24 protein-coding genes are annotated in these 22,683 nt (G+C 69.5%); 17 read left to right on the top strand and 7 right to left on the bottom strand.

Annotation, left to right across the window (positions count from 1 at the left end):
• The first annotated feature begins 54 nt into the window (after positions 1-54).
• Genes ON21_RS27565 through mnhG form a run of 6 tightly spaced genes read left to right on the top strand, consistent with a single transcriptional unit; the run spans position 55 to position 6,085 of the window.
• Positions 55-2,958 carry a Na+/H+ antiporter subunit A gene (locus tag ON21_RS27565; protein ID WP_039802648.1) on the top strand — a complete coding sequence of 968 codons (2,904 nt, stop codon included), beginning with the start codon at positions 55-57 and terminating at the stop codon, positions 2,956-2,958.
• Complete coding sequence (locus ON21_RS27570) at positions 2,955-3,332, top strand: Na(+)/H(+) antiporter subunit C (protein ID WP_039802514.1); 378 nt, start codon at positions 2,955-2,957, stop codon at positions 3,330-3,332. The genes ON21_RS27565 and ON21_RS27570 overlap by 4 nt, the downstream gene beginning before the upstream one ends.
• Complete coding sequence (locus ON21_RS27575; protein WP_039802516.1) at positions 3,329-4,933, top strand: Na+/H+ antiporter subunit D; 1,605 nt, start codon at positions 3,329-3,331, stop codon at positions 4,931-4,933. Before ON21_RS27570 ends, ON21_RS27575 begins: the two co-directional genes overlap by 4 nt.
• Complete coding sequence (locus ON21_RS27580) at positions 4,930-5,496, top strand: Na+/H+ antiporter subunit E (protein ID WP_051021408.1); 567 nt, start codon at positions 4,930-4,932, stop codon at positions 5,494-5,496. The genes ON21_RS27575 and ON21_RS27580 overlap by 4 nt, the downstream gene beginning before the upstream one ends.
• The gene (locus ON21_RS27585; RefSeq protein ID WP_039802652.1) at positions 5,493-5,753 is read left to right on the top strand and encodes a monovalent cation/H+ antiporter complex subunit F; all 261 of its coding nucleotides are present in this window, start codon (positions 5,493-5,495) and stop codon (positions 5,751-5,753) included. The genes ON21_RS27580 and ON21_RS27585 overlap by 4 nt, the downstream gene beginning before the upstream one ends.
• A complete protein-coding gene (mnhG, locus tag ON21_RS27590; RefSeq protein WP_039802518.1) occupies positions 5,750-6,085 on the top strand; it encodes a monovalent cation/H(+) antiporter subunit G in 336 nt (111 codons plus the stop codon). Before ON21_RS27585 ends, mnhG begins: the two co-directional genes overlap by 4 nt.
• A gap of 14 nt (positions 6,086-6,099) precedes the next feature.
• On the opposite strand, the gene ON21_RS27595 is transcribed toward mnhG, so the two are convergent.
• From ON21_RS27595 to napA, 5 genes are all read right to left on the bottom strand, one after another.
• Entirely contained in the window at positions 6,100-7,458 is a 1,359-nt protein-coding gene (locus tag ON21_RS27595; RefSeq protein ID WP_039802520.1) for a phosphatase PAP2 family protein, read from the bottom strand.
• A gap of 76 nt (positions 7,459-7,534) precedes the next feature.
• On the bottom strand, positions 7,535-8,680 hold the full coding sequence (locus ON21_RS27600; RefSeq protein ID WP_039802522.1) for a glutamate--cysteine ligase: 1,146 nt from the start codon (positions 8,678-8,680) through the stop codon (positions 7,535-7,537).
• A 12-nt stretch (positions 8,681-8,692) separates the two neighbouring features.
• Entirely contained in the window at positions 8,693-9,379 is a 687-nt protein-coding gene (gene sodC, locus ON21_RS27605; protein ID WP_039802524.1) for a superoxide dismutase[Cu-Zn], read from the bottom strand.
• 160 nt (positions 9,380-9,539) lie between these two features.
• Positions 9,540-10,097, bottom strand: coding sequence for a LytR C-terminal domain-containing protein (locus tag ON21_RS27610; protein WP_039802526.1), 558 nt, complete (start codon positions 10,095-10,097; stop codon positions 9,540-9,542).
• 48 nt (positions 10,098-10,145) lie between these two features.
• Positions 10,146-10,490, bottom strand: coding sequence for a nucleoid-associated protein NapA (napA, locus tag ON21_RS27615; protein ID WP_039802528.1), 345 nt, complete (start codon positions 10,488-10,490; stop codon positions 10,146-10,148).
• Between the two features lie 182 nt (positions 10,491-10,672).
• Between napA and ON21_RS27620 the strand changes: the two genes are divergently transcribed.
• The 9 genes from ON21_RS27620 to ON21_RS27660 all read left to right on the top strand — a co-directional run bounded on the left by ON21_RS27620 (position 10,673) and on the right by ON21_RS27660 (position 19,566).
• Positions 10,673-11,263, top strand: coding sequence for a peptide deformylase (locus ON21_RS27620; protein ID WP_039802530.1), 591 nt, complete (start codon positions 10,673-10,675; stop codon positions 11,261-11,263).
• The gene (locus tag ON21_RS27625; protein ID WP_039802532.1) at positions 11,253-12,254 is read left to right on the top strand and encodes an N-acetylglutamate synthase, CG3035 family; all 1,002 of its coding nucleotides are present in this window, start codon (positions 11,253-11,255) and stop codon (positions 12,252-12,254) included. Before ON21_RS27620 ends, ON21_RS27625 begins: the two co-directional genes overlap by 11 nt.
• Before the next feature lie 32 nt (positions 12,255-12,286).
• The gene (locus ON21_RS27630; RefSeq protein WP_039802534.1) at positions 12,287-13,117 is read left to right on the top strand and encodes an exodeoxyribonuclease III; all 831 of its coding nucleotides are present in this window, start codon (positions 12,287-12,289) and stop codon (positions 13,115-13,117) included.
• A gap of 71 nt (positions 13,118-13,188) precedes the next feature.
• Positions 13,189-13,815, top strand: coding sequence for a TetR/AcrR family transcriptional regulator (locus ON21_RS27635; RefSeq protein ID WP_039802536.1), 627 nt, complete (start codon positions 13,189-13,191; stop codon positions 13,813-13,815).
• Between the two features lie 65 nt (positions 13,816-13,880).
• On the top strand, positions 13,881-15,077 hold the full coding sequence (locus ON21_RS27640; protein WP_039802538.1) for a homogentisate 1,2-dioxygenase: 1,197 nt from the start codon (positions 13,881-13,883) through the stop codon (positions 15,075-15,077).
• Complete coding sequence (fahA, locus tag ON21_RS27645) at positions 15,074-16,252, top strand: fumarylacetoacetase (protein WP_039802654.1); 1,179 nt, start codon at positions 15,074-15,076, stop codon at positions 16,250-16,252. The genes ON21_RS27640 and fahA overlap by 4 nt, the downstream gene beginning before the upstream one ends.
• A 134-nt stretch (positions 16,253-16,386) precedes the next feature.
• Positions 16,387-16,833 (top strand): hypothetical protein, encoded by a 447-nt coding sequence (locus tag ON21_RS27650; protein ID WP_039802540.1) that lies wholly within the window; start codon positions 16,387-16,389, stop codon positions 16,831-16,833.
• A gap of 282 nt (positions 16,834-17,115) precedes the next feature.
• On the top strand, positions 17,116-18,768 hold the full coding sequence (thiC, locus tag ON21_RS27655) for a phosphomethylpyrimidine synthase ThiC (RefSeq protein WP_039802542.1): 1,653 nt from the start codon (positions 17,116-17,118) through the stop codon (positions 18,766-18,768).
• Between the two features lie 312 nt (positions 18,769-19,080).
• Entirely contained in the window at positions 19,081-19,566 is a 486-nt protein-coding gene (locus ON21_RS27660; protein ID WP_218004157.1) for a nitroreductase/quinone reductase family protein, read from the top strand.
• Positions 19,567-19,660: 94 nt separating this feature from the next.
• On the opposite strand, the gene ON21_RS27665 is transcribed toward ON21_RS27660, so the two are convergent.
• On the bottom strand, positions 19,661-20,068 hold the full coding sequence (locus tag ON21_RS27665) for a VOC family protein (protein WP_039802544.1): 408 nt from the start codon (positions 20,066-20,068) through the stop codon (positions 19,661-19,663).
• A 57-nt stretch (positions 20,069-20,125) separates the two neighbouring features.
• Between ON21_RS27665 and ON21_RS27670 the strand changes: the two genes are divergently transcribed.
• Positions 20,126-20,587: a MarR family winged helix-turn-helix transcriptional regulator gene (locus ON21_RS27670; RefSeq protein ID WP_039802546.1), complete on the top strand. Its 462-nt coding sequence runs from the start codon at positions 20,126-20,128 to the stop codon at positions 20,585-20,587.
• 202 nt (positions 20,588-20,789) lie between these two features.
• Here the strand turns inward: ON21_RS27670 and ON21_RS27675 are convergent, their stop codons facing one another.
• Entirely contained in the window at positions 20,790-21,347 is a 558-nt protein-coding gene (locus ON21_RS27675; protein WP_039802549.1) for a TetR/AcrR family transcriptional regulator, read from the bottom strand.
• A gap of 39 nt (positions 21,348-21,386) precedes the next feature.
• Here ON21_RS27675 and ON21_RS27680 point away from each other — a divergent pair, with 39 nt between their 5' ends.
• On the top strand, positions 21,387-22,631 hold the full coding sequence (locus ON21_RS27680; protein WP_039802551.1) for a KasA/KasB family beta-ketoacyl-ACP synthase: 1,245 nt from the start codon (positions 21,387-21,389) through the stop codon (positions 22,629-22,631).
• Positions 22,632-22,683: the final 52 nt, after the last annotated feature.

Here is a 22,683-nt window from a genome sequence, read left to right on the forward strand (position 1 = left end):
GCTTTCCGTAGGCTTGTGCCGGACACCCCGCCGCCACTACCCGACGGAGTGAGTTTGCTCGCAATCCTGCTCGTACATGCCGCAGCCGCCCTGGTGGCTCCGCTGTGGGTGCGGGCACTGGGGCGCAACGCTTTCTACCTGCTCGCTGTGGTCCCGCTCGGCGGCTTCGTCTGGGTGATCGCGAATTGGTCCGCATCCCAGAGCGTTCGATCGACCTGGGCGCCGAGCATCGCCCTGAACATCGATCTGCGCTTCGACACGCTCGCGGCGGTGCTGTGCGCGCTCGTGCTGGGCATCGGGGCGCTGGTCCTGGTCTACTGCGCCCGGTACTTCGAGGACGACGAGCCGCGGCTCGGTGTATTCGCCGCCGAGCTGGTCGCGTTCGCAGGCGCCATGTTCGGGCTGGTCACCAGCGACAACATGCTGCTGCTCTACGTGTTCTGGGAAGCGACGACGGTGCTGTCGTTCCTGTTGATCGGGCACAACGCCGAGCAGGCGGCCAGCCGGAGGTCCGCGATCCAGGCGCTGCTGGTGACCGGCGCGGGCGGACTGGCGATGCTGGCGGGCATCGTCGTGCTCGGCACCGCGAACGGCAGCTACCTGCTGTCGGATCTGCTCTCCGGGACCGGTCAGAGCGGGACGGCGGTGCAGGTCGCGGTGGCTCTGATCCTGGTGGGCGCGCTCACCAAATCCGCCGTGGTGCCGCTGCATTTCTGGCTGCCCGGCGCGATGGCCGCGCCGACCCCGGTGAGCGCGTATCTGCATGCCGCGGCGATGGTGAAGGCCGGGGTGTATCTGATCGCCCGGCTGGCACCGGCGTTCGCGCAGAGTCCGGTGTGGCATCCGCTCGTGCTGACCCTCGGTCTGGCCTCGATGCTGCTGGCCGGGCTGCGCTCGCTCCAGGTGGTGGATCTGAAACTGGTGCTGGCCTTCGGCACGGTGAGCCAGCTCGGATTCCTGATCGTGCTGGTCGGCATCGGCACGCCCGACGCAGCGCTGGCCGGAGTGACGCTGATCGTCGCGCACGCGCTGTTCAAAGCGTGCCTGTTCCTGGTGGTCGGGATCATCGATCACGGGGCGGGAACGCGCGATCTGCGCCGGTTGTCCGGGCTCGGCCGGCGCGCTCCGGTGCTGTGCGCCACCGCGGTGCTCGCCGCGCTCAGCATGGCGGGCATACCGCCGCTGCTCGGCTTCGTGGGCAAAGAGAGCGCGCTGAACGCCGTTCTGGACGCGGACGTGCTCACCGTGCCGGTACGCGGTGTGGTGTTCACCGGGGTTGTGCTCGGCTCGATGCTGACCGTCGCCTACAGCATCAGGTTCGTCTGGGGCGCCTTCGCGGCCAAGGACCTCGAGCCGGAACCCGCGGCCGGCTCCACGCCCGTCGCCCACCACCCGAGCGAGGTACCGGTCGCCGAGAACCAGCCGGAAGCCGAAGGGCGTCTCCGCTGGCACCCGCCGGGCGCGCTCTTCCTCGCGGCGCCGGTGATCCTCGCCGTCGCGAGCCTCGCGGCCGGTCTCGCCCCGTCCTGGCTCGACGCCCGATTGCGCCCCTATGCCGAAACGCTGTCCGGACCTTCGCTTTCGCATCTGGCGCTGTGGCACGGATTCGATCCCGCGCTGGCGTCGACGCTGCTGATCGTCGCGGTCGGCGTCGTGCTGTGGCGGTTGCGCGACCGCTTCGCCGAATCGGCGCACCCGCGCCTCGGCAACGCCGACCGCGCCTACGACGCCACACTGCGCGCGATGGACACCCTCTCGCTGCGGATGACCGGCGCCGTGCAGCGCGGGTCGCTGCCGCTGAGTCAAGCCGCGATCCTGGTCACGCTCATCGTCCTGCCGACCGTCCTGCTCGCCCTCGGCACTCGCACGGGAGTCGCACTGCGGCTGTGGGATTCGCCGCTGCAAGCGGTCATCGGCGCGATCATGGCGGTGAGCGCGCTCGCCGCGACGGTATTGCGCAACCGGCTGGCGAGCGTGCTGGTCGTCGGGGTGACCGGATATGGCAGCGGCGTGATCTTCGCGCTGCACGGTGCGCCCGACCTCGCGCTCACCCAATTCCTGGTGGAGACGCTGACGCTGGTCATCTTCGTCCTCGTCCTTCGCGCTTTTCCCGCGACGATCGAGGCGAGCCGGACGGCCGCGTTCAAGGTGCGCAGGGCGATTCTGGCCGCGGGAACCGGAACGGTGGTCGCGGTCCTGGCCGGGTTCGCCGTGGCGGCACGCACCGCCGAACCCGTCTGGCCCAGGATTCCCGATGCCGCCTACGAATTCGGCGGCGGGAAGAACGCCGTCAACGTCCTGCTCGTCGACCTGCGGGCCTGGGACACGCTCGGCGAGATCTCGGTGCTCGTCGTCGCCGCCACCGGGGTCGCCTCCTTGGTGTTCCGCAGCAGGCGGTTCGGCAGCGCGCCGCGCGCGACGGACTCCCCCGACTACGATCCGGAGCTGGTGAGCTGGCTGCCCGCGGGCCGGTTGGTCGCTCGGGCCGAACGGTCCATGGTTTTGCAGATCACCACGCGGCTGGTGTTCCCGACCATCATGGTGCTGTCGGTCTACTTCTTCTTCTCCGGTCACAACGCGCCCGGCGGCGGGTTCGCGGGCGGGCTCACCGCTGGACTCGCGCTCACCCTGCGGTATCTCGCGGGCGGCCGTTACGAATTGGGTGAGGCACTGCCCGTCGACGCGGGCCATATCCTCGGTGCGGGTCTCACCTTGGCCGCGGGCACCGCCGTGTCGTCGCTGCTGCTCGGCGCGCCGCCGCTGTCCTCGGCGATCATCGAGGTCTCGCTGCCGGTGCTCGGCCACGTCAAGGTGGTCACCGCGCTGCTGTTCGATCTCGGCGTCTATCTCATCGTGGTCGGCCTGGTGCTGGACGTGCTGCGCAGCCTCGGCGCGCGCCTCGACAGCGAGCTGGCCGATGCCGAGACGTCCTCGGCCAATGGAGGTTCCAGGAGATGACCGCGAATCTGACCCTGCTGGTGGTGATCGGCATCCTGGTCGCGTGCGGGGTGTACCTCATCCTGGAACGGGCCGTGTCGAAGATGCTGCTCGGGCTGATCCTGTTCGGCAACGCGGTGAACCTGCTGATCCTCACCGCGGGCGGCGGCGACGGGAAACCGCCCATCCGCGGTACGGCCGACACCGGGGAGATGGCCGATCCGCTGGCCCAGGCGATGGTGCTCACCGCCATCGTGATCACGATGGGCATCGCGGCATTCGTGCTCGCCCTCGCCTACCGCGCCTACATGCTCACCACCAGCGACGACGTCGCCAACGACCAAGAGGACGTGGATGTCGCCCGGCGTCGCGCCGGAGAGGACCCGGAGACGTGAGCCTCTCACCCGGCCTGCTGCCGGTCCTCGCGCCGCTACCGGTGCTCGTCCCGCTGCTCGGCGCCGCGGCCACACTCGTCTTCGGCCGCAGGCCGCGCATCCAGAGCGCGGTCAGCGTCGGGTCGCTCACGGGTGTCGTGATCATCTGCGGGTTGCTGCTGTTCCTGGTCGACCGGGACGGCACCACCGCGTTGCAGGTCGGCGACTGGGCGGCCCCGATCGGCATCACGCTGGTGGTCGACCGCCTGTCCGCGGCGATGCTGCTGGTCTCGTCCATCGTGCTGCTGTCGGTCAACCTCTACGGCGCGGGCCAGAACATCCGCGACGGCGACGAGCGGCAGCCGACCTCGATCTACCGGCCCACGTATCTGGTGCTCACCGCCGGTGTTTCGGCCGCGTTCCTGGCCGGTGACCTGTTCAATCTCTTCGTCGGCTTCGAGATCCTGCTCGCGGCGTCGTTCGTGCTGCTCACCGTGGGCGCGACCACCGAACGCATCCGCGCGGGCGTGGCCTACGTGATGGTCTCCATGGTGTCGTCGCTGATCTTCCTCACCGGCATCGGACTGACCTACGCCGCGACCGGAACGCTGAATCTCGCCCAGCTCGCGACCCGGTTCGGCGCCGTGCCGGAGGGCACGCGCACGGCGATCTTCGGGGTGCTGCTGGTGGCGTTCGGCATCAAGGCGGCCGTCTTCCCGCTGTCGAACTGGCTGCCCGACTCCTATCCGACCGCCCCGGCGCCGGTCACCGCCGTGTTCGCCGGCCTGCTCACCAAAGTGGGGGTGTACGCGATCATCCGGACCCACTCGCTGCTGTTCCCCGACGGCGGCTTCGACTCGGTGCTGCTGGTGAGCGGCCTGCTCACCATGCTCATCGGCATCCTCGGCGCCATCGCGCAGAGCGATATCCGTCGTCTGCTGTCGTTCACGCTGGTCAGTCACATCGGATACATGGTGTTCGGGGTCGGGCTGGCCAACGCGGCCGGGCTGTCGGGCGCGGTGTTCTATGTGGCGCACCACATTCTGGTGCAGACCACGCTGTTCCTGGTGGCGGGCCTGATCGAGCGGCAGGCCGGATCCACCTCGCTGCGCAGGCTGGGCGGGCTCGCCGCGGCCAGCCCGCTGCTGGCCGTGCTGTTCCTCGTCCCGGCACTGAATCTCGGTGGGATACCGCCTTTTTCCGGGTTCATCGGCAAGGTGGCGCTGTTGCGGGCTGGCGCCGAGCGCGGCAGCGTGCTGGCCTGGGTGCTGGTCGGTGGCGCTGTGCTGACCAGCCTGCTCACGCTCTACACCGTCGCCAGGGTATGGAGCAAAGCGTTCTGGCGACCCCGGGAGGACGCGCCGGAGGGCCATCTCACCGCGGCCAAGCCGCCGACGCTCATCGAGGAAGCGACCGACGTGCACTACGACGAGCGCACCGATCCAGGTCGAATGCCGCCTCTGATGGTGTTGTCCACCGCGGCGCTGGTGGCGGTGGGATTGTGCCTGACGGTGCTGGCCGGGCCGATCCTCACGATCGCCGACCGGGCCGCGGTGGACCTGCGCGATCCCGGCGTGTACATCGGCGCGGTGCTGGGCGATTCGCCGGGCGGCCCGCGATGAGCGTCGAGCGGGGACGCGGGCGCGACACGGCCGTCCGCGTCGGCATCCTCGTGTGGCTCACCGTGGTCTGGCTGGCCCTGTGGGGCGATCTCAGCATCGCGAATGTGCTGGGCGGTGTGGTGGTCGCCGCGCTGATCATGGTGGCGCTGCCGCTGCCGCGTGTGCCGGTGTCCGGTCGGCTGAACCCGCTGCCCCTGCCCGAATTGATCGTGGCGAGCGCGTACTACGCGCTGGAGTCGAGTCTGCAAGTCGCGTGGCTGGCGATCCGCCCGCGGCCCACCCCGGTGTCCGGGGTGCTGCGGGTGTACTCCGGCACACGATCGGATCTGGTCCTGGTGCTGTGGACCGACCTGCTCAACCTGATCCCCGGCACCATGGTGCTGGAGATCGACCGCAGGCGCTGCGTGGTCTACGTGCACGTTCTCGACGTCGGCAGCGACGCGGCCGTGGACAAGTTCTTCCGGACCACCCGGCGGCTGGAACGCCTGCTGATCGAAACGTTCGAACGCCCGACCGGATGGCCGTACTCCCGCCCGCCCGCACCCCCGGAGGTGGCATCGTGACCGTCGTCGCCGTCCTCGCCGCCGTCATCCTGGCCGCGGCGGCACTGCTCACCACCTACCGCGTCGTCATGGGGCCGAGCACGCTGGACCGGGTGGTCGCCGTCGACTCGCTGATGGCCATCGCCGCCTCCGGACTCGCGGTCTGGGCGGCCTACAGCGCCGACACCACCGTGGTGCCCGCGATCGTCGCGCTGGCGCTGGTCGGGTTCCTCGGCTCGGCCGCGGTGTCCAGATTCCGGGTGCGGGACGACACATGAACCTCTTGCACGCGCTCGCGGGCACCCTGATCCTGTTCGGTTCGACGCTGGCGCTCACCGCGGCGATCGGGCTCGTGCGCTTTCCCGACACGCTGACCCGCATGCACGCCGCCACCAAGCCCCAGATCATCGGACTGATCCTGGTACTCGCGGGCGTCGCGATCCAGCTCGGCGGACACGGCAACGTCTGGGCACTGGTGCTGGTCGGGCTGTTCACCCTGCTCACCGCCCCGGTGATCGCGCACATCATCGGCCGCACCGCCTACCGCGAGCAGCGCCACCGCGACGGCCTGTTGCGCGTCAACGAGATGCGCGACGACGACGTCGGATAGCCGCGCGACCGGCCTCAGCGCGCGACGGGCTCGGCCTCGCGCACGACCTGCCGCGGCTGCCGCACGGTCGCGAACCACGTCGCGTGGAACGCCGCGGCCAGTCCGGCCAGCAGTCCGAGTACCACCGTGCCCGCGAGCACCGGATACTCGGCCATCGGCACGGCGAGGTACCGGTAGGACAGCAGCAGCGCGGCAAGCACGACCGCGCCGGAGCCGACCAGGCGGATCCGGAACCATCCCCAGCCGCGCTCCGGCTCGCGCAGCGCCGACTCGACGGTGAGGCACAGCACCGCGCCCGCCACCAGGTCGACGCCGTAGTGGTAGCCGAACCCGAGAGTCGCGGCGAGGGTGGCCAGCAGCCAGAACGCGCCACCCCAGCGCAGCCAGCGCGGAGCGTGCTCGCCGTCGCCGTCGCGGCGGGTGTGCAGGAACACCGACAGCGCCCATGCGGTGTGCATCGAGGGCATGCAGTTGCGCGGAATCGCCGCGTCGAACGGCAGCGGCAGCGGAGTCCGATCGATCGGCGGCACCACACCCGGCCAGTAGTTGCCCAGTTGCAGCCCGTTGCCGTCCGGCCCGTACGCGAACATCGGGCCGACCACCGGGAAGAGCAGGTACACCAGGGGACCGATCAAGCCGAGCACCAGGAAGGTGCGCACCAGATAGTGCGACGGCCACCGGCCCGACGACACCACTCGGCGCAGCTGCCACACCGCCACGACGATCGCCGCCACGGGCAGCTCGATGTAGACCCAGTGCAGCACCGCGTAGACCACCGGCCCGAGCGTGTCCACCGCCCGCCCGAGCACCCACGACGGATCGCCCAGCGCATGGTCGGCCAGGATCACGTATTCGTCCAGCACCGTCGGTCGGCCGATCACGGTGATGTGCAGCCAGACATCGCCGACCTTGGTGGCCAGGACGAGCAGCGCGCCGAGCGCGACCGCGTGCAGCGCGTCCCGCCGTTCGGCACCGGACCAGCGCAGCCAGGCAACCAGCGCCAAGCCGGTCAGCACCAGCACGGGCCCGTTTCCGATCGCGAACGGCTCTCCCGCCAGCAAGCGGACGGCCGCCCACACCACGTCGACCGCGACCGCCGCACTCACCGCGATCACCCGGCGCCGGGCCGAGATGCCCACCAGCGCGAGGACCAGTCCGGCCCAGGGCACCGACATGGATTTGGGTGTCCCGATGTAGTCCCGCCCCAGGCTCTCCAGCGGCCCTTCGAATCCTTGCCACATGGCGACGCCCTGCAACACGATCAGCAGGACCGGCACCGCGGCCACCGCCGCGACGACCCGGATCCGAGTCTGCGGTACGCGGCGGCGCGAGACCGCGCTTCCTACTCTGGATCCCGGGTTTTCGACAAGCATCCGACCATAGTAAACGGGGGGTGAACGCCATCCCCCTGGCCAGCTGAACAGCAACCGACCTGTACCCGGACGATCGCTACTGTTTCAGCTCCTCGACCAGCGCGTCCACCACCGCGACCAGATCGCCCTGCGACGCCGCGGCAACCCGGCGCTGCCGCTGATAAGAGGCTCCCCGCTTGGGGATCTCGGCGACGAGCGCGAGTTCGTCCGCGCAGCCGAGCCGCGCCGCCGTCGGCTCCAGCCGGTTCAGCAGATCGTCCAGATCGTCGGTGACCAACCGCTCATTGCTGTCGGCGTCGGTGATGATGATCGCGTCCAGCCCGTAACGGGCGGCGCGCCACTTGTTCTCCTGCACATGCCACGGCGGCAGGGTGGGCGGCTTCTCGCCGTTCTCGACGCGGCGGTCGAGGTCGACGATCAGGCAATGGATGAGCGCGGCCATCGCGGCGAGCTCCGCGCGCGTGGAGATGCCGTCGCAGACCCGCACCTCGATGGTGCCCCACTTCGGCGCCGGGCGGATGTCCCAGTGCATGCCGCCGAGCTGCGTGAAGACGCCGGTCTTGCGCTCGTCGTACACGAAACGTTCGAATTGGGTCCAGTTCTCGAACTGGAACGGCAGGCCCGCGGTCGGCAGCTGCTGGAACATGAGGGTTCGATTGCTGGCGTAGCCGGTATCCGATCCCGCCCACATCGGCGAGGCCGCCGACAGCGCGAGCAGATGCGGATACGACAGCAGCAACGAGTTGAGGATCGGAAACACCTTGTCGCGGTGGGACACTCCGACGTGCACGTGCACGCCCCAGATCATCATCTGGCGCCCCCACCACTGCGTGCGCTCGATCAGCTCGTCGTAGTGCTCCGACCGGGTCAACTGCTGGGCCGACCACTGCGCGAACGGATGGGTACCCGCGCAGAACAAGTCGACGCCGAGCGGGTCGGCCGCGCGCCGCACCGTGTTCATGGTGCCGGTGAGATCCTCCAGCGCCGCGCCCACGGTCTCGTGCACGCCGGTGACGAGTTCCACTGTGTTTCGCAGCAATTCCTTGGTGACCTGCGGCGTGCCGTCGTGGGCACGGAGATCACCGAGGGAATCGAATACCGCCGCAGCGGTATTCGACAGGTCGCGAGTCGCCTTGTCGACCAAGGCGATCTCCCATTCGACCCCGATGGTGGGCCGGGGCGAACCTTCGAAGGGAACGTGCTCGATTCCTGCCCCGGCCATATACCACCCGCGCTACTGGATCACGCCACAAGCGACACGGCCGCCCGCGTCGCCCGTCGCTAGGGTCGACTCATCGGGACCCGCGACGCCATCGGCACGGGAGTAACGGTTGGGAATGTTGCCGAAGTTGTCGGCGTCGGCGTGGATGATCAGGGCCTTGCCCTTGACGTCGTCCAGGGTCACCGCGTCGGTGGTGGTGACCAGCTTGGCGACGCCGTCGCCGCGCACCTCCAGCGAGGTCAGATCACCGCTGGCGGGATGCGCGTTGGCGCTGCCGACCTGGAGGTGACCACCGGCCGACAGGAAATCGCCCGCCGGGCCGCCGGTCGGCGCCACGGAGTTCGGCTCGCACTTGCCGACCTGGTGCACGTGCAGGCCGTGGAAACCGGGACGCAGCCCGTGCGCCTCGACGGTGAGCTGCAGGTGGTTGCCGTCCTTGGCGAAGTTCGCGGTGCCGACCGAGGCGCCCGAGGGGTCCTTCAGCTGCACGTTCACGCCCTGCTCGGCGTTCGGCGAGCCGCCGTGCTCGGTGCTCGACTGCCCGGCCGGAGCGGGCGACCCGCTCCACACCGGCGGGGTCGTTCCCTGGACGTCACTCGACTCCTGGCTGTTCGAGCAGGCAGCGAGGCCGAAGACCGCGACCGCGAGCACCGGGGTCACAGTCCGCCAGGACGGGCGTCGAGTTGTGGACGGGGCCATCGGGGAACTCCTTTACGAGTACCGAGTTTACGAGTAAGGGTGGGTGGACACGTTCGTTACCGGACAAGATGATGCCACGCCGTCCCGCCGTGTCCCCGACAGGGCGGCGCGCCCTCACCTGTGCTCGCTGGTCCGAGCGTGCGACCAGCGGCCACACGGGTCAGTTACCCGTGACGATCACCGTTACACCCGGCGCGGTATCCCCGATCGCACTCGATTTCGGTGCCACCGACGCGCCGAGCTGGTCCGCGATGGCCTGCGCGGCCTCCTTGTCACCGGACGAATCGCCGTAGTACACCGTGGTTTTGGCGATGGTCGCGCCCGGGTAGTTGCCCGTTTCCGCGATCGTCCACCCACTGGCCTCGAGCTGGCTGGCCGTTTTCGCGGCGAGTCCGGCCACCATGCTGTTGTTGAGCACACGCACCGGGACCGAACGCGCCGCCGTGGTGGTCGCCGCGGCGGTAGTGGTCGCGGACGTCGCGATGGAGGAGGACGCGCCCGAGGTCGGCGCCTTGGGCGCGGTCGTGCTCGCCGGGACCTGGGGCGCGGCGCTCGCGCTCGAGGTCGGCGCTGCGTTGGTTCCCGAGGCGTCGGAGTCGGCATCGGAACTCGACAGCGACATCGCGCCGAGACCGGCGAAGACGATGGCCAACGCGATCAGCACCATCGCAAGGGCGCGCAACGGTGGCCCACCGGAGGTGGGATTCGGGTAGCTCACGTTCGCGAGCCTAGTCGCACGGGACGGGTCCGGGTCCGCATCGCCGGGTCAGACCTGGAATCCCAGTCGCCGCGCCGCGCGCGCCTTCTGCCTGCTCGCTCGCAGCCTGCGTAGCCGCTTGACCAGCATCGGGTCGGCCGCCAGCGCCTCCGGCCGGTCGACCACCGCGTTCAGCACCTGGTAGTACCGGGTCGGCGACATGGCGAACAGCTCGCGGATCGCCTCTTCCTTGGCCCCGGCGTATTTCCACCACTGCCGCTCGAAGGCCAGGATGTCGAGTTCGCGACGGCTCAGTCCGTCGCCGTCGGCCGCAGCGGGCTCCGTCGTGCCATCTTCGCTCGCGGAAGGGCCGTTGTGGGTCGCGGAAAGATTCCGTGCCGCTGCGCCGTCCATCTCGCTCCCTCGCCGAGTGACCACCAGACGAAAATGGTGCTTGTACGTCGCGGAACATTCAACCACGCACGCGCGGAATCGCCCGGCGCACGGCGCGGCGTGTTCGCTACCGGCCGGTAGTTCCGCTCTCCGCTTCGGCACCCGAGGAGGTGTGACGTGGCGCCCACGGCAATAATTGGCCCATGGCAATCCTCCCGATCGTGATCGTCGGCGACCCGGTTCTGCACAACCCGACCGAGCGGGTCAACCGATCGCCGGAGGAATTGGCTCCGCTCATCGCGGACATGTTCGAGACGCTCGACGCGGCGCACGGCGTCGGGCTCGCGGCCAACCAGGTCGGCGTTCCGCTACGGCTGTTCGTCTACGACTGCCCCGACCTCGGCGCGGACGGCACCGCTACCCGCCGCCGCGGCGTCGTGGTCAATCCGGTGCTGGAGACCTCGGAGATCCCGGAGACCATGCCCGATCCGGACGACGACGAGGAGGGCTGCCTGTCGGTGCCCGGCGAGCAGTTCCCCACCGGCCGCGCCGAATGGGCGAAGGTGACCGGCACCGACGAGCACGGCGAGCCGGTGGAGGTGGAGGGCAAGGGCTTCTTCGCCCGCATGCTCCAGCACGAGGTCGGGCACCTCGACGGGTTCCTCTACGTGGACGTGCTGATCGGCCGCAACGCGCGGGCCGCCAAGAAGGCGATCAAACGCAACGGCTGGGGCACACCCGGTCTGAGCTGGCTGCCCGGCACCGACCCCGACCCGTTCGGGCATGACGACTGACCCCGCCGCCGGCCTGCCCGATATTCCGCTCGGCCGCCGCGTGGTGCTGCGCTATCAGCTGCCCGCGGGTTATCCACAACCGCTGACCGACGTGATCGGCGAACTCGTCTCCCTCGACCCGCCGACCGTGCGCGGCGCGGGCGGGGAACTCGTCTCGGTGACGCCGGAGCGCGTGATCGCGCTGAAAGCCATCGGTCCGCGGCCGATACGCGTCAGGGAGATCCGCGCGCTGGAGGCCGCGGCCGCCTACGGCTGGCCGGGCGTCGAGCACGCGTGGATCGACGGCTGGCTGGCGCGCGCGGGCCACGGATACACCGGGCGCGCGAATTCCGCTGTGCCGCTGGGCGACTCCGATGGCCCAGCCACCGTGTCCGCGGAGACGCTGCACCGGATCGGCGAGTGGTACACCGCGCACGGCCTGCCCGTGCAGCTCGCGCTGCCCGATCGGCTGGCCCCGGTGCCGCCCGGCTGGCACAGCTGGCGGGAGACGCTCACGCTCGCCATCGATATCGAGAATTTCGTACTGCCGCAAGGTCCTTCGATGGTGCGGATCGCACCCGCTCCCGACGCCGCCTGGCTGGAGATGCACCGTTACAGCGGCGAAGACCCTGGCGCGCAGGCGATTGCCGCGCCCGATCCGGAGATACTGACCGCGGTTATCGGCGGCGAACTCGGCTTCGCCTCGCTGGGCCTGCCGCGTCCCATCGCGATCGGCCGCGGCGCGCTCACCACCGCCCCGGACGGACGACACTGGATCGGTCTGTCCTGCGTGGCCGTCGCCGCGGCGCACCGCAGGCACGGACTGGGCTCGCTGGTCTGCGCCGAACTGATCCGCTGGGGCCGCGACCGCGGCGCGACGCACGCCTATCTCCAGGTGGAAGCCACCAACGAACCGGCCCGCGCGATGTACCGCGAACTGGGCTTCATCGAACATCACACCTATCGCTACGCCGCGCCGGAACCGCTCGCCGGGCCCGGCGGCCTGCGGTAGAACAGACCTGTCACCCGCGAAGGAAGGCCGCAGTGCGTCTCGCCACCTGGAACGTCAACTCCATCCGCTCCCGGCTCGACCGCGTCGCGGACTGGCTCGACCGCCAGGACATCGACGTGCTGGCCATCCAGGAGACCAAGTGCCGCGACGACCAGTTCCCGTTCGAGCGCTTCGACGAGCTGGGCTACGAAGTCGCCCACCTGGGGATCAACCAGTGGAACGGGGTGGCGATCATCTCCCGCGTCGGCCTCTCCGACGTCGAGTTGGCCTTCCCCGGCCAGCCCGGCTTCGACAAGGACGCGGGCGAGTCGCTGATCAGCACGCCGGTCGTCGAGTCGAGGGCGATCGGGGCCACCTGCGGCGGCGTACGGGTGTGGAGCCTGTACGTGCCCAACGGCCGCACGCTGGGCGATCCGCACTACGCCTACAAGCTGGAATGGCTTGCCGCGCTGCGCGACAACGGCGCGCGCTGGCTGGCCGAGGACCCGCAGGCCAAGATCGCGCTGGTGGGTGACTGGAACATAGCGCCGACCGACGACGATGTGTGGTCCGTGGAGTACTTCGCCGAGAAGACGCACACTTCGCAGCCGGAGCGCGATGCCTTCCAGGCCGTCGTGGACGCCGGGTTCGCGGATGTCATGCGTCCGTTCGCGCCCGGGCCGGGCGTCTACACCTACTGGGACTACACCCAGCTGCGGTTCCCGCGGAAGGAGGGGATGCGCATCGACTTCATCCTCGCCTCCCCGGCGCTCGCCGCCACCGCGACCGACGCGATGGTCGATCGCGAGGCGCGAAAAGGCAAGGGCGCCAGCGACCACGCTCCGGTGATCGCCGAGTTCGCCGACGAACCCGGGCCCGCGTGACCCGCCCGGCGCAGCCGCCCTTCCCCCGCCGCAGCAGCGGTAACCGGACCACCGGCGGCAGGCTGGGCGGTATGAGCACCGACCCGGCCGTGGGGCATCGGCAGCGGGCACAGCACCTCGGTCCGGAGCGCCGCCGCCCGCAGGTGCTCGACACCGCGCTCGCCATCGCCGTGGAGGACGGCATCGCCGCGGTCACCATGGCCGCGATCGCGGAGCGGATGAACGTGACCAGGCCGGTGGTCTACGCCTGCTTCGCCGATCGCGTCGAGCTGATCGAGGCGCTGATCCAACGTGAGGAGGGCTACCTGGTCAGCGGCGTGCTCGAGGTGGTGACGCCGCGGGACGTCGACGCCGACGAAACCGTGTTCGTCCAGGGGTTCCGCGCCCTGCTGACGAAGGCCGCGATCCGGCCCGACGCCTGGCGGTTGGTCTACGGCAATCCCGACCCCGCCGTCGCGAAATCCTTCGGTCGCGGCCGCGCGCTCGTCATCGAGCGCTGTACCAAGCTCCTGCGCCCGACGCTGCGCGCCTGGGGCACGGTGGACGCCGAACGCAAGCTGCCCGTGCTGGTGGAGCAGTGGGTGTCGGCGGGCGAGGCCGCCGTGCGCGCGCTGCTCGCGGACCAGGACGGCTGGACACCGGCGGATCTCGGCGCGTTCGTCGGGGCCGCGGTCTACCGGGCCATGCGTAACGCCTGAGGGACGAGCCTGCCGCACTACGATGGTGATCAACTATCCGACCACCGGCTGGCGGAGGAACGGTCATGGCGTTCTATCGGCAAGTGGGTGCGGTACCGCCGAAGCGGCACACCCAGCATCGTGACGAGCAGGGCCGGCTCTACTACGAGGAGCTGATGGGCGAGGAGGGCTTCTCCGGCGACTCCTCCCTGCTCTATCACCGCGGCCTGCCGCCTGCCCTGGTCGACTCGACGGTCTGGGAGCTGCCCGATCAGCGGACCACGCCGAACCATCCGCTGCGTCACCGCCATCTGCGCCTGCACACGCTGTTCCCCGGCGACATCCCGGCCGAGACCGATCCGGTGACCGGCCGCCGCCTGCTGCTCGGCAACGCGGACGTGCGCATCTCCTACGTCGTCGCGAAGGGCGGATCGCCGCTGTACCGCAACGCGATCGGCGACGAACTGGTGTACGTCGAGTCCGGCGCGGCAGTGGTGGAGACGGTGTTCGGCGCGCTGCCCGCGCGGCAGGGCGATCAGGTGCTCATTCCGCGTGCCACGACGCACCGCTGGCGGCCCACCGGCCCGGAACCGTTGCGCGCGTATGTGATCGAGGCGACGGGTCACATCACGCCGCCGAAGCGCTATCTGTCGAAGTTCGGCCAGTTGCTCGAACACGCCCCGTATTGCGAGCGCGACCTGCACGGGCCCACCGAGACGATCACCGCGACCGGCACCGAGGTGGAAGTGCTGGTCAAACACCGTCCCGGCGGCCAAGTCGTCGGGACGCGGATGGTCTACGCCACCCACCCCTTCGACGTGGTCGGCTGGGACGGCTGCCTGTATCCGTGGACCTTCAACATCGCCGACTTCGAACCGATCACCGGTCGCATCCATCAGCCGCCGCCCGTCCATCAGGCGTTCGAGGGCGGCAACTTCGTCGTCTGCAACTTCGTTCCGCGCAAGGTGGACTACCACCCGCTGTCGATTCCCGTGCCGTACTACCACTCCAACGTCGATTCCGACGAGGTCATGTTCTATTGCGGCGGCAACTACGAGGCACGCAAGGGCTCCGGGATCACGCAGGGCTCGGTGTCGGTGCACCCCGGCGGCTACGCCCACGGTCCGCAGCCCGGCGCCTACGAGAACAGCATCGGCATCGAGTACTTCGACGAGTTGGCCGTCATGGTGGACACCTTCCGCCCGCTGGAACTCGGCGAAGGCGCGTTGGCCTGCGAAGACCCGACCTATGCGTGGACCTGGTCGGGGCGGGGCCCCGCGTGAGGACCAGGGTCGAGGTAGCGCCGGAGTCCTTGTTCGGACCGGACAACCTGCCCTACGGGGTGTTCGCGCCGAGCGGAGCCGGTCCCCGCGTGGGGGTGCGGCTCGGCGAGCATGTCATCGATGTGGCTGTGCTGCTCGATGATTCGGTTTTCGCCGAGCCGAGCCTGAACGGCTTCCTTGCGCAGGGACCCGCACGCTGGCGCGCGGTGCGCGACCGGATTCGCGAGGCGGTCGACGGAGAACTGGACGACGCCGCGGTGCACCGCCTGTCCGAGGTGCAGTTGCGGCTGCCCGTCCGCATAGGCGATTACGTGGACTTCTACGCGAGCATCGATCACGCGACGAACCTCGGCCACCTGTTCCGGCCGGACGGTGAGCCGCTGCTGCCGAACTGGCGCCATCTGCCGGTGGGCTATCACGGACGGGCGGGCACCGTGGTGGTGTCGGGCACCGATGTCGCCCGGCCGTGCGGACAGCGCAGGACCGACTCCGGCGCACCGGATTTCGGCCCGTCGCGACGGCTGGACATCGAGGCCGAGCTCGGCTTCGTGATCGGGGTCGGCTCACCGCTCGGCGTGCCGGTCGGGATCGACGAGTTCGCCGACCGGGTCTTCGGCGTCGCGCTGGTCAACGATTGGTCCGCCCGCGACATCCAGGCCTGGGAGTACCAGCCGCTGGGCCCGTTCCTCGGCAAGTCGTTCGCGACGTCGATGTCACCGTGGATCACCCCGCTGGCCGCCTTGGAGTCGGCGCGGATACCGCTGCCCGAGCAGTCGCCCACGCCATTGCCCTACCTGCTCGGCGCGGAGCGCTGGGGGCTGGACATCGAGCTCACCGTGACCTGGAACGGGCAACCGGTCACCTACCCGCCCTACTCCCGGATGTACTGGTCACCGGCGCAGATGCTGGCTCATCTCACCGCGAACGGCGCATCGACGCGCACGGGTGACCTCTACGCCTCGGGCACTATCTCCGGCCCCGAAACCGACCAGCGCGGTTCGTTCATCGAGCTGTCCTGGGGCGGCAGCAGGCCGGTCCTGGTCAACGGGCGGGAACGCACGTTCCTGGAGGACGGCGACGCGGTGACCATCATGGCGTCGGCCCCCGGTCCGCATCCGGCACGCATCGGGCTGGGCGAGGTCACCGGACGCATCCGCCCCGCCCGCGTGCGCTGAAACCGGTTCGGCCAACGCTCGCTGACGCGGTCGCCGGTGAGCTCGCCACCTCGTGGCAACCTGCTGGTGCTTGACCTCCCCGGCATCGGGGTAAGCCCTCGCTACAGCCCCCGACGCGGACAAGGAGCGAGGTCATGACCGACCGCCCGGCCGCTCGTCACCGCAGGCCCGACGGCGTCGCCGACAGCACCGTCGCCGCCACCGGCAAACTCTCGGAAGCACTGGAGATAGTCGAACGCGCCCGCGGCCACCTGTACGCCTTCCACCAGCTGACCGGAGGAGCCGATCTGGCGCTCGACATAGCGGTGGAGCTGTTCCGCGCGGCAGGTCACGCGCACATCGCCGACCGGATCGCAGCCGAATTGATCGGCCGGAACGTGCTGGCCGGACGCTGGACATTCCAGATCGTCGAGGAATACGACGACGGCTACTACAACCTGTTCCGCGATATCGAGCGTGCCGCCCGCGACGAACTACTCGGCGGCCGCCGCCACATCTACGAGGCCGAGATGAAAGAAGCTCGCCGCACCCACGGCGCGCCGGGACATTCCGCCACGCCGGAAACAGTGGAGGACGCCTGATCGCGCCCGTCCTTCCGGCGGAGTCGCCGCCCGGTGCGCATCCGACGCTGTCCGCGCTGGGCATGGTGGACACCTTCCAGCGCTGACGCCGCTGCCTGCGAGTTCGCCCGATCCCGCCGAATCGCCGAGCAGGCGACCGGGCGGTCCGGGTATGGTCGGGCGGGAAAATTTCACAGACCAACGGGGGCTCGCACCAGCGGGCTGAGAGGACGGCTAGCCGAGAGGCGTCAGGGCCGTCGACCGTATGAACCTGACCGGGTAATGCCGGCGTAGGGAGGAAACATGGCACGCGCCGCTGCGTCCGACGGCGGATCCGCACCCGTCGACAGCGTCACCACCGGCCCGATCGAGGGCAGCGTCAAGCACTATCTCGAGGTCGATGACCTGCGCATTCCGGTGCGCCGGATCAATCTGACCAATGGCGAGCACTTCGACGTCTACGACACCTCGGGCCCGTACACCGACGAGTCGGCGACGATCGATCTCGAAGGCGGGCTACCGAAACTGCGCGACACGTGGACCAAGCCGCAGGGGGCGGGTCCGCGCACCCAGCTCGCGTGGGCCCGCGAGGGCATCGTCACGCCGGAGATGCGCTTCATCGCCGCGCGGGAAGGCGTCTCGCCGGAGCTGGTGCGCGAGGAGGTCGCCGCGGGTCGCGCGGTGATCCCGGCCAACCACAAGCATCCAGAGCTCGAGCCGACCATCATCGGCAAGAAGTTCCTGGTGAAGATCAATGCGAACATCGGCAATTCGGCCGTGTCCTCCTCGATCGCCGAGGAGGTGGAGAAGATGGTGTGGGCCACCCGCTGGGGCGCGGACACCATCATGGACCTGTCCACCGGCAAGAACATCCACGAGACGCGCGAGTGGATCCTGCGCAACTCCCCCGTTCCGGTCGGCACCGTGCCGATCTACCAGGCGCTGGAGAAGGTCAACGGCGACCCGACCGCGCTGACCTGGGAAATCTATCGGGACACCGTGATCGAGCAGTGCGAGCAGGGCGTGGACTACATGACCGTGCACGCGGGTGTGCTGCTGCGCTACGTTCCGCTGACCGCCAAGCGGGTGACCGGCATCGTCTCGCGCGGCGGGTCGATCATGGCGGCCTGGTGCCTGGCGCATCACCGGGAATCGTTCCTGTACACGCACTTCGAGGAACTCTGCGAGATCCTGGCCCGCTACGACGTCACCTTCTCCCTCGGTGACGGCCTGCGGCCCGGTTCCATCGCCGACGCCAACGACGAGGCGCAGTTCGCCGAACTGCGCACCCTGGGCGAACTGACCAAGATCGCGAAATCGCACGGCGTGCAGGTGATGATCGAGGGCCCGGGGCACGTGCCGATGCACAAGATCGTGGAGAACGTGCGGCTCGAGGAGGAGCTGTGCGAGGAAGCGCCGTTCTACACCCTCGGCCCGCTCGCCACCGACATCGCCCCGGCCTACGACCACATCACCTCCGCGATCGGCGCCGCCATCATCGCGCAGGCGGGCACCGCCATGCTCTGCTACGTCACGCCGAAGGAACATCTCGGCCTGCCCAACCGCGACGACGTGAAGGTCGGCGTGATCACCTACAAGATCGCCGCCCACGCCGCCGACCTGGCCAAGGGCCATCCGCACGCGCAGCAGCGCGACGACGCGCTGTCCAAGGCCCGCTTCGAATTCCGCTGGCGCGACCAGTTCGCGCTGTCCCTCGACCCGGACACCGCCCGCGAATACCACGACGAGACACTGCCCGCCGAACCCGCCAAGACCGCACACTTCTGCTCCATGTGCGGCCCCAAGTTCTGCTCCATGCGGATCTCCGCGGACGTCCGCGAGTACGCCGAGCGTCAGGGCTTGAACGAGGCCGAGGCGCTGGAGGCGGGCATGGCGGAGAAATCCGCCGAGTTCGCCAGCCGCGGCAACGCGGTCTATTTGCCCGTCGTCTCGTAATCACCGCCCGCTGCCCGCCGCATCCCGACGATGCGGCGGGCGCTGGGACGGTACTGACGCCGGTTCATCGCAGGGGTTCCCGTGGCGGCCGCACTGTGCTGATCCCCCACCGAATCAGTCGATCGGAAGCCGGCAGTCGAGCCCGCCGCTGTGGCCGTGCACGGGGCCGAGGACAAAGGGGGGTCGAAGATGCGTAGTAGGTCGAATGCTCTGGCGCAGTGCTGGATTGATGTCGGAGTGGGAGAACCGCGGTGACGGCGGACATTCCGTACTGTTTGCAGTGCTGCTGGCGCACATGAGGTAGGTGGATGTATGGACAGCGTGCGGGATCTGCTTTTTGCGGCGAAACGCCGGATGTATCGGGGCAACCGGCCGGGTACGTTCGCCCGGGCGCTGAACCGGGCGTCGGAGTGGATGTATTCGGCGGGTGTGCTGTCCCCTGGCTACGCCATGACTCTCGAAGTGGCCGGTCGGCGCACCGGGCGTCCGGTGACGCTGCCGATAGTGGTCGCCGAGTACGAGGGTCGGCGTTACCTGGTGTCTATGCTGGGCCGGGACGCGGGGTGGGTGCGCAACGTCTCCGCGGCTCAGGGCCGGGCGTTCCTGCACCGGCGCGGCCGCGAAGCGGTACGGCTCACCGAGGTGGAGGTGGGGGAACGGGCGCCGATCCTGCGCCGCTACCTCGCCGTCGCTCCCGGTGCCCGCCCGCACTTTCCGATCGACCGCACCGCCTCCCTCGACGAGTTCGCGCGGATCGCCGACCAATACCCGGTCTTCCGGGTAGAACCCGCAGGCTAGCTCGCGCAGGCAACCGCGCCCGGAGGCGGGCCGCACCGCCTGAGGTCGATCGCAGGTGCCGCTCACCGCATGAGCGCGTCCGATCTTCGAGTGCTCAATAGGACTGGAGTTCGATCAGCGTGCCCTCCGGGTCACGCAGGTGGGCGGTGCGCAGCCCGGGGCCCCACTGCGGGCGATCGGCTGGGCCCGCGACAACGGTAGCGCCGTGCTCGGCGCACAGCTGCGCGCCCGCGTCGACGTCGCGCACCCGGCAGACGAACATGATCGCGTCCTGGGACGGCGCTGCGTGCTCCGGCAGCGCTGTCGTGCCCACGACCTCCGCCATGGCGGTGCGATCGAAGAGCACCAGTGCGCCTTGGTCTCCGACGTCCCAGTTCGCGTATGGGCCTGCGGGAGTTCCCTTGATCAAAGTCGCCCCGATCAGCTCGGGTAACACCGCCGCGTAGAACTCGAAGCAGTCGGCGAAGCGGGTGACCAGGAGTCTCGGATGCAGCGCGTCCACAGCGGCCTCCAATTAGTTGGTTCCAACCTATTGTAGGTGTAGCCCTACAATAAGCCCATGGATACCGGACGCGCACTCCCACCGAGCCTGCTCGGCCTGGACATCTACCTACTGTCGCGGGTCGGCAAGGCGGCGCGCACCGGATTCACCGACCGCCTCGCCGCCCGGGGCCTGCGCCTGTGGCACATGGCGATCCTCGCCGCGCTCGCCGACTTCGGCCCGCATGCTCAGCGCGACTTGGCCGAGCGCCTGAGCATCCACCCCAGTGACGTGGCCAAGGTCGTCGACGAACTCGAAGCCGCCGGTCAGGTGGAACGTGCGCGAGACGAGCGCGATCGTCGCCGCATCACCGTGCGCCTCACCAGGGCGGGCCGTACCGCGTTGCGTTCCCTCGCTCGCGAAGCCGGTCAGGTCGGCGACGAGATCCTCGCCCCGCTCGACCCGGCGGAGCGAGAGCAGCTGCATGCGATGCTCGAACGCCTCTTCGCGCATGCGTACCCGGAGTCCCGCACCGAGTGATCGCCTCCGCGCGAGACCATCCGGGCGAGGCGAGCAAATCCGATCACCCCGCCCTCGTCGCAATGCGAGTCGCACGCGTGGGGCCAGGGCGGTGCCGCGCAGCAGCGCCGGCGCGGGAACACCCGGTTCGGCGTGGCCCGGGGTCGTCACTGGCCGCACCACAGCTCGGACGCCGCTCACTGCCGATGCGCCGATAAGACGGTCAGCGCACGGTCTGTTCGATCAAGCGGCGGGCCGCGCGATCGGTGCGCTCGACCTCGCCGGTGATCAGCCGATCCTGCAAGATGCCGCGCAGGCCGGAAATCAGCAGCGTGGCGACGATTTCCGGGTCATCGACGGAATCGAGGCCGCGCAGTCCGTCGGCCAGCGCCGATACGAAGACGGCGATGGCCGAGTTGGCGTAATCGGCATACGGACTGCGTGGGGCACAGGCCGCGCCGAGCACTTGGAGCATCACCCGGACGCTCGTGCGGCTGTCGCCCGCGGCGTTGGCGGTCCAGAAGTCCCACAGCCGCTCGCGCAGGTCCGAAGCGTCGCCGATGTCGGCGAATACGGCCTCGATGTCGGGGCGCTGCGTCGCCAGCGCCTGGACCAGCAGCTCCTCCTTGGTCGTGAAGTAGTAGATCAGCATGCGCGAGCTGGTGCCCAGCTCGGCGGCCAGCGGGCGCAGCGACAGGTCCGCGAGGCCGTAATCGGCGATGTAGCGCACGACGGCGGCGAGCAGTTCGGCGCGTTTGGCGTGGTCGAGGGGGCGGGCCATGAGTTGACTGTAGCGATCGGTACAGGTATTCATGACATCGTGACTGTAACAATCGCTTCAGAAACTCGGGATTCGGTCGTGGTCACCGGATACGCGGCGACCACGTCGCTGGCCGATGACATGGACACGACCTGGTCCGAATTGCTGGCGGGGCACAGCGGGATCGGCGCGCTCGAGGACGATTTCGTGGCCGAGTACGACTTGCCGGTCCGCATCGGCGGCAAGTTGCGGTCACAACCCGGCGCGGAACTGAGCCGGGTCGAACAGCGCAGGCATTCCTACGTCGAGCAGATGGCACTGGTGCTCGGCCGCCGGGTCTGGCGCGCGGCGGGCGCGCCGGAGGTTGACGGCGACCGCTTGGCGGTGGCCATCGGCACCGGGCTCGGCGGGGGCGATGCGCTGATCTCCGCGGTCGACGCGATGCGCGCGGGCGGCTACCGCAAGGTGTCGCCGATGTCGGTGCCGATGGTGATGCCGAACGGTCCGGCCGCCACCGTCGGGCTCGAGATAGGTGCCAGAGCAGGGGTTTTCGCGCCGGTCTCGGCGTGCTCGTCGGGTTCGGAGGCGATCGCGCACGCCTGGCGGCTGATCACCACCGGCGAGGCGGACGTGGTGGTGGCGGGCGGGGTCGAAGGACACATCGACGCCGTGCCCATCGCGAGCTTCGCCATGATGCGCGCCATGAGCACCCGCAACGACGAACCCGAACGCGCGTCCCGCCCGTTCGACCGGGACCGCGACGGGTTCGTCTTCGGCGAGGCCGGCGCGCTGCTGGTGCTCGAGTCCGAGCGGCACGCACGTGCGCGCGGCGCGACCGTGCACGGGCGGGTACTCGGCGCGGGCATCACTTCCGACGCCTATCACATCGTCGCCTCCGAACCGGAGGGGCTCGGCGCGGCCCGCGCGATGCGCAAGGCCATCGACACCGCGGGACTGCGCGCTTCGGACATCCAGCATGTGAACGCCCACGCCACGTCGACCTCCATCGGCGACGCCTCGGAGGCCAACGCGATCACCTCCGTCGTACCCGACGCCTCGGTCTACGCTCCGAAATCCGCGCTCGGTCACTCGATCGGGGCGGTCGGCGCGTTGGAATCGCTGATCACCATGCTCACCCTGCGGGATCAGGTCGTCCCGCCCACGCTGAACCTCGACAACCCCGATCCGGAGATCGATCTGGACATCGTCGCGGGAACGCCGCGCACTCAGCGCATCGATTACGCGCTGAACAACTCGTTCGGGTTCGGCGGTCACAACGTCGCGCTCGCGTTCGGCCGGGTCTGAGGACAAGTCCCGTTATGGTGCGGGTTACCGTCGTTGTACAACCGACCGATCG

The sequence above is a fragment of the Nocardia araoensis NBRC 100135 genome, from assembly GCF_000308435.1.
Taxonomy (GTDB): Bacteria; Actinomycetota; Actinomycetes; order Mycobacteriales; family Mycobacteriaceae; genus Nocardia; species Nocardia araoensis.

Excerpts from the sequence above, each read along its gene's own strand:
- ON21_RS27570 (WP_039802514.1), top strand. The coding sequence starts at position 2,955 with ATGACCGCGAATCTGACCCTGCTGGTGGTGATCGGCATCCTGGTCGCG.
- ON21_RS27580 (WP_051021408.1), top strand. The coding sequence starts at position 4,930 with ATGAGCGTCGAGCGGGGACGCGGGCGCGACACGGCCGTCCGCGTCGGC.
- mnhG (WP_039802518.1), top strand. The coding sequence starts at position 5,750 with ATGAACCTCTTGCACGCGCTCGCGGGCACCCTGATCCTGTTCGGTTCG.
- ON21_RS27595 (WP_039802520.1), bottom strand. The coding sequence starts at position 7,458 with ATGCTTGTCGAAAACCCGGGATCCAGAGTAGGAAGCGCGGTCTCGCGC.
- ON21_RS27600 (WP_039802522.1), bottom strand. The coding sequence starts at position 8,680 with ATGGCCGGGGCAGGAATCGAGCACGTTCCCTTCGAAGGTTCGCCCCGG.
- sodC (WP_039802524.1), bottom strand. The coding sequence starts at position 9,379 with ATGGCCCCGTCCACAACTCGACGCCCGTCCTGGCGGACTGTGACCCCG.
- napA (WP_039802528.1), bottom strand. The coding sequence starts at position 10,490 with ATGGACGGCGCAGCGGCACGGAATCTTTCCGCGACCCACAACGGCCCT.
- ON21_RS27620 (WP_039802530.1), top strand. The coding sequence starts at position 10,673 with ATGGCAATCCTCCCGATCGTGATCGTCGGCGACCCGGTTCTGCACAAC.
- ON21_RS27625 (WP_039802532.1), top strand. The coding sequence starts at position 11,253 with ATGACGACTGACCCCGCCGCCGGCCTGCCCGATATTCCGCTCGGCCGC.
- ON21_RS27635 (WP_039802536.1), top strand. The coding sequence starts at position 13,189 with ATGAGCACCGACCCGGCCGTGGGGCATCGGCAGCGGGCACAGCACCTC.
- ON21_RS27640 (WP_039802538.1), top strand. The coding sequence starts at position 13,881 with ATGGCGTTCTATCGGCAAGTGGGTGCGGTACCGCCGAAGCGGCACACC.
- ON21_RS27650 (WP_039802540.1), top strand. The coding sequence starts at position 16,387 with ATGACCGACCGCCCGGCCGCTCGTCACCGCAGGCCCGACGGCGTCGCC.
- thiC (WP_039802542.1), top strand. The coding sequence starts at position 17,116 with ATGGCACGCGCCGCTGCGTCCGACGGCGGATCCGCACCCGTCGACAGC.
- ON21_RS27660 (WP_218004157.1), top strand. The coding sequence starts at position 19,081 with ATGGACAGCGTGCGGGATCTGCTTTTTGCGGCGAAACGCCGGATGTAT.
- ON21_RS27670 (WP_039802546.1), top strand. The coding sequence starts at position 20,126 with ATGGATACCGGACGCGCACTCCCACCGAGCCTGCTCGGCCTGGACATC.
- ON21_RS27675 (WP_039802549.1), bottom strand. The coding sequence starts at position 21,347 with ATGGCCCGCCCCCTCGACCACGCCAAACGCGCCGAACTGCTCGCCGCC.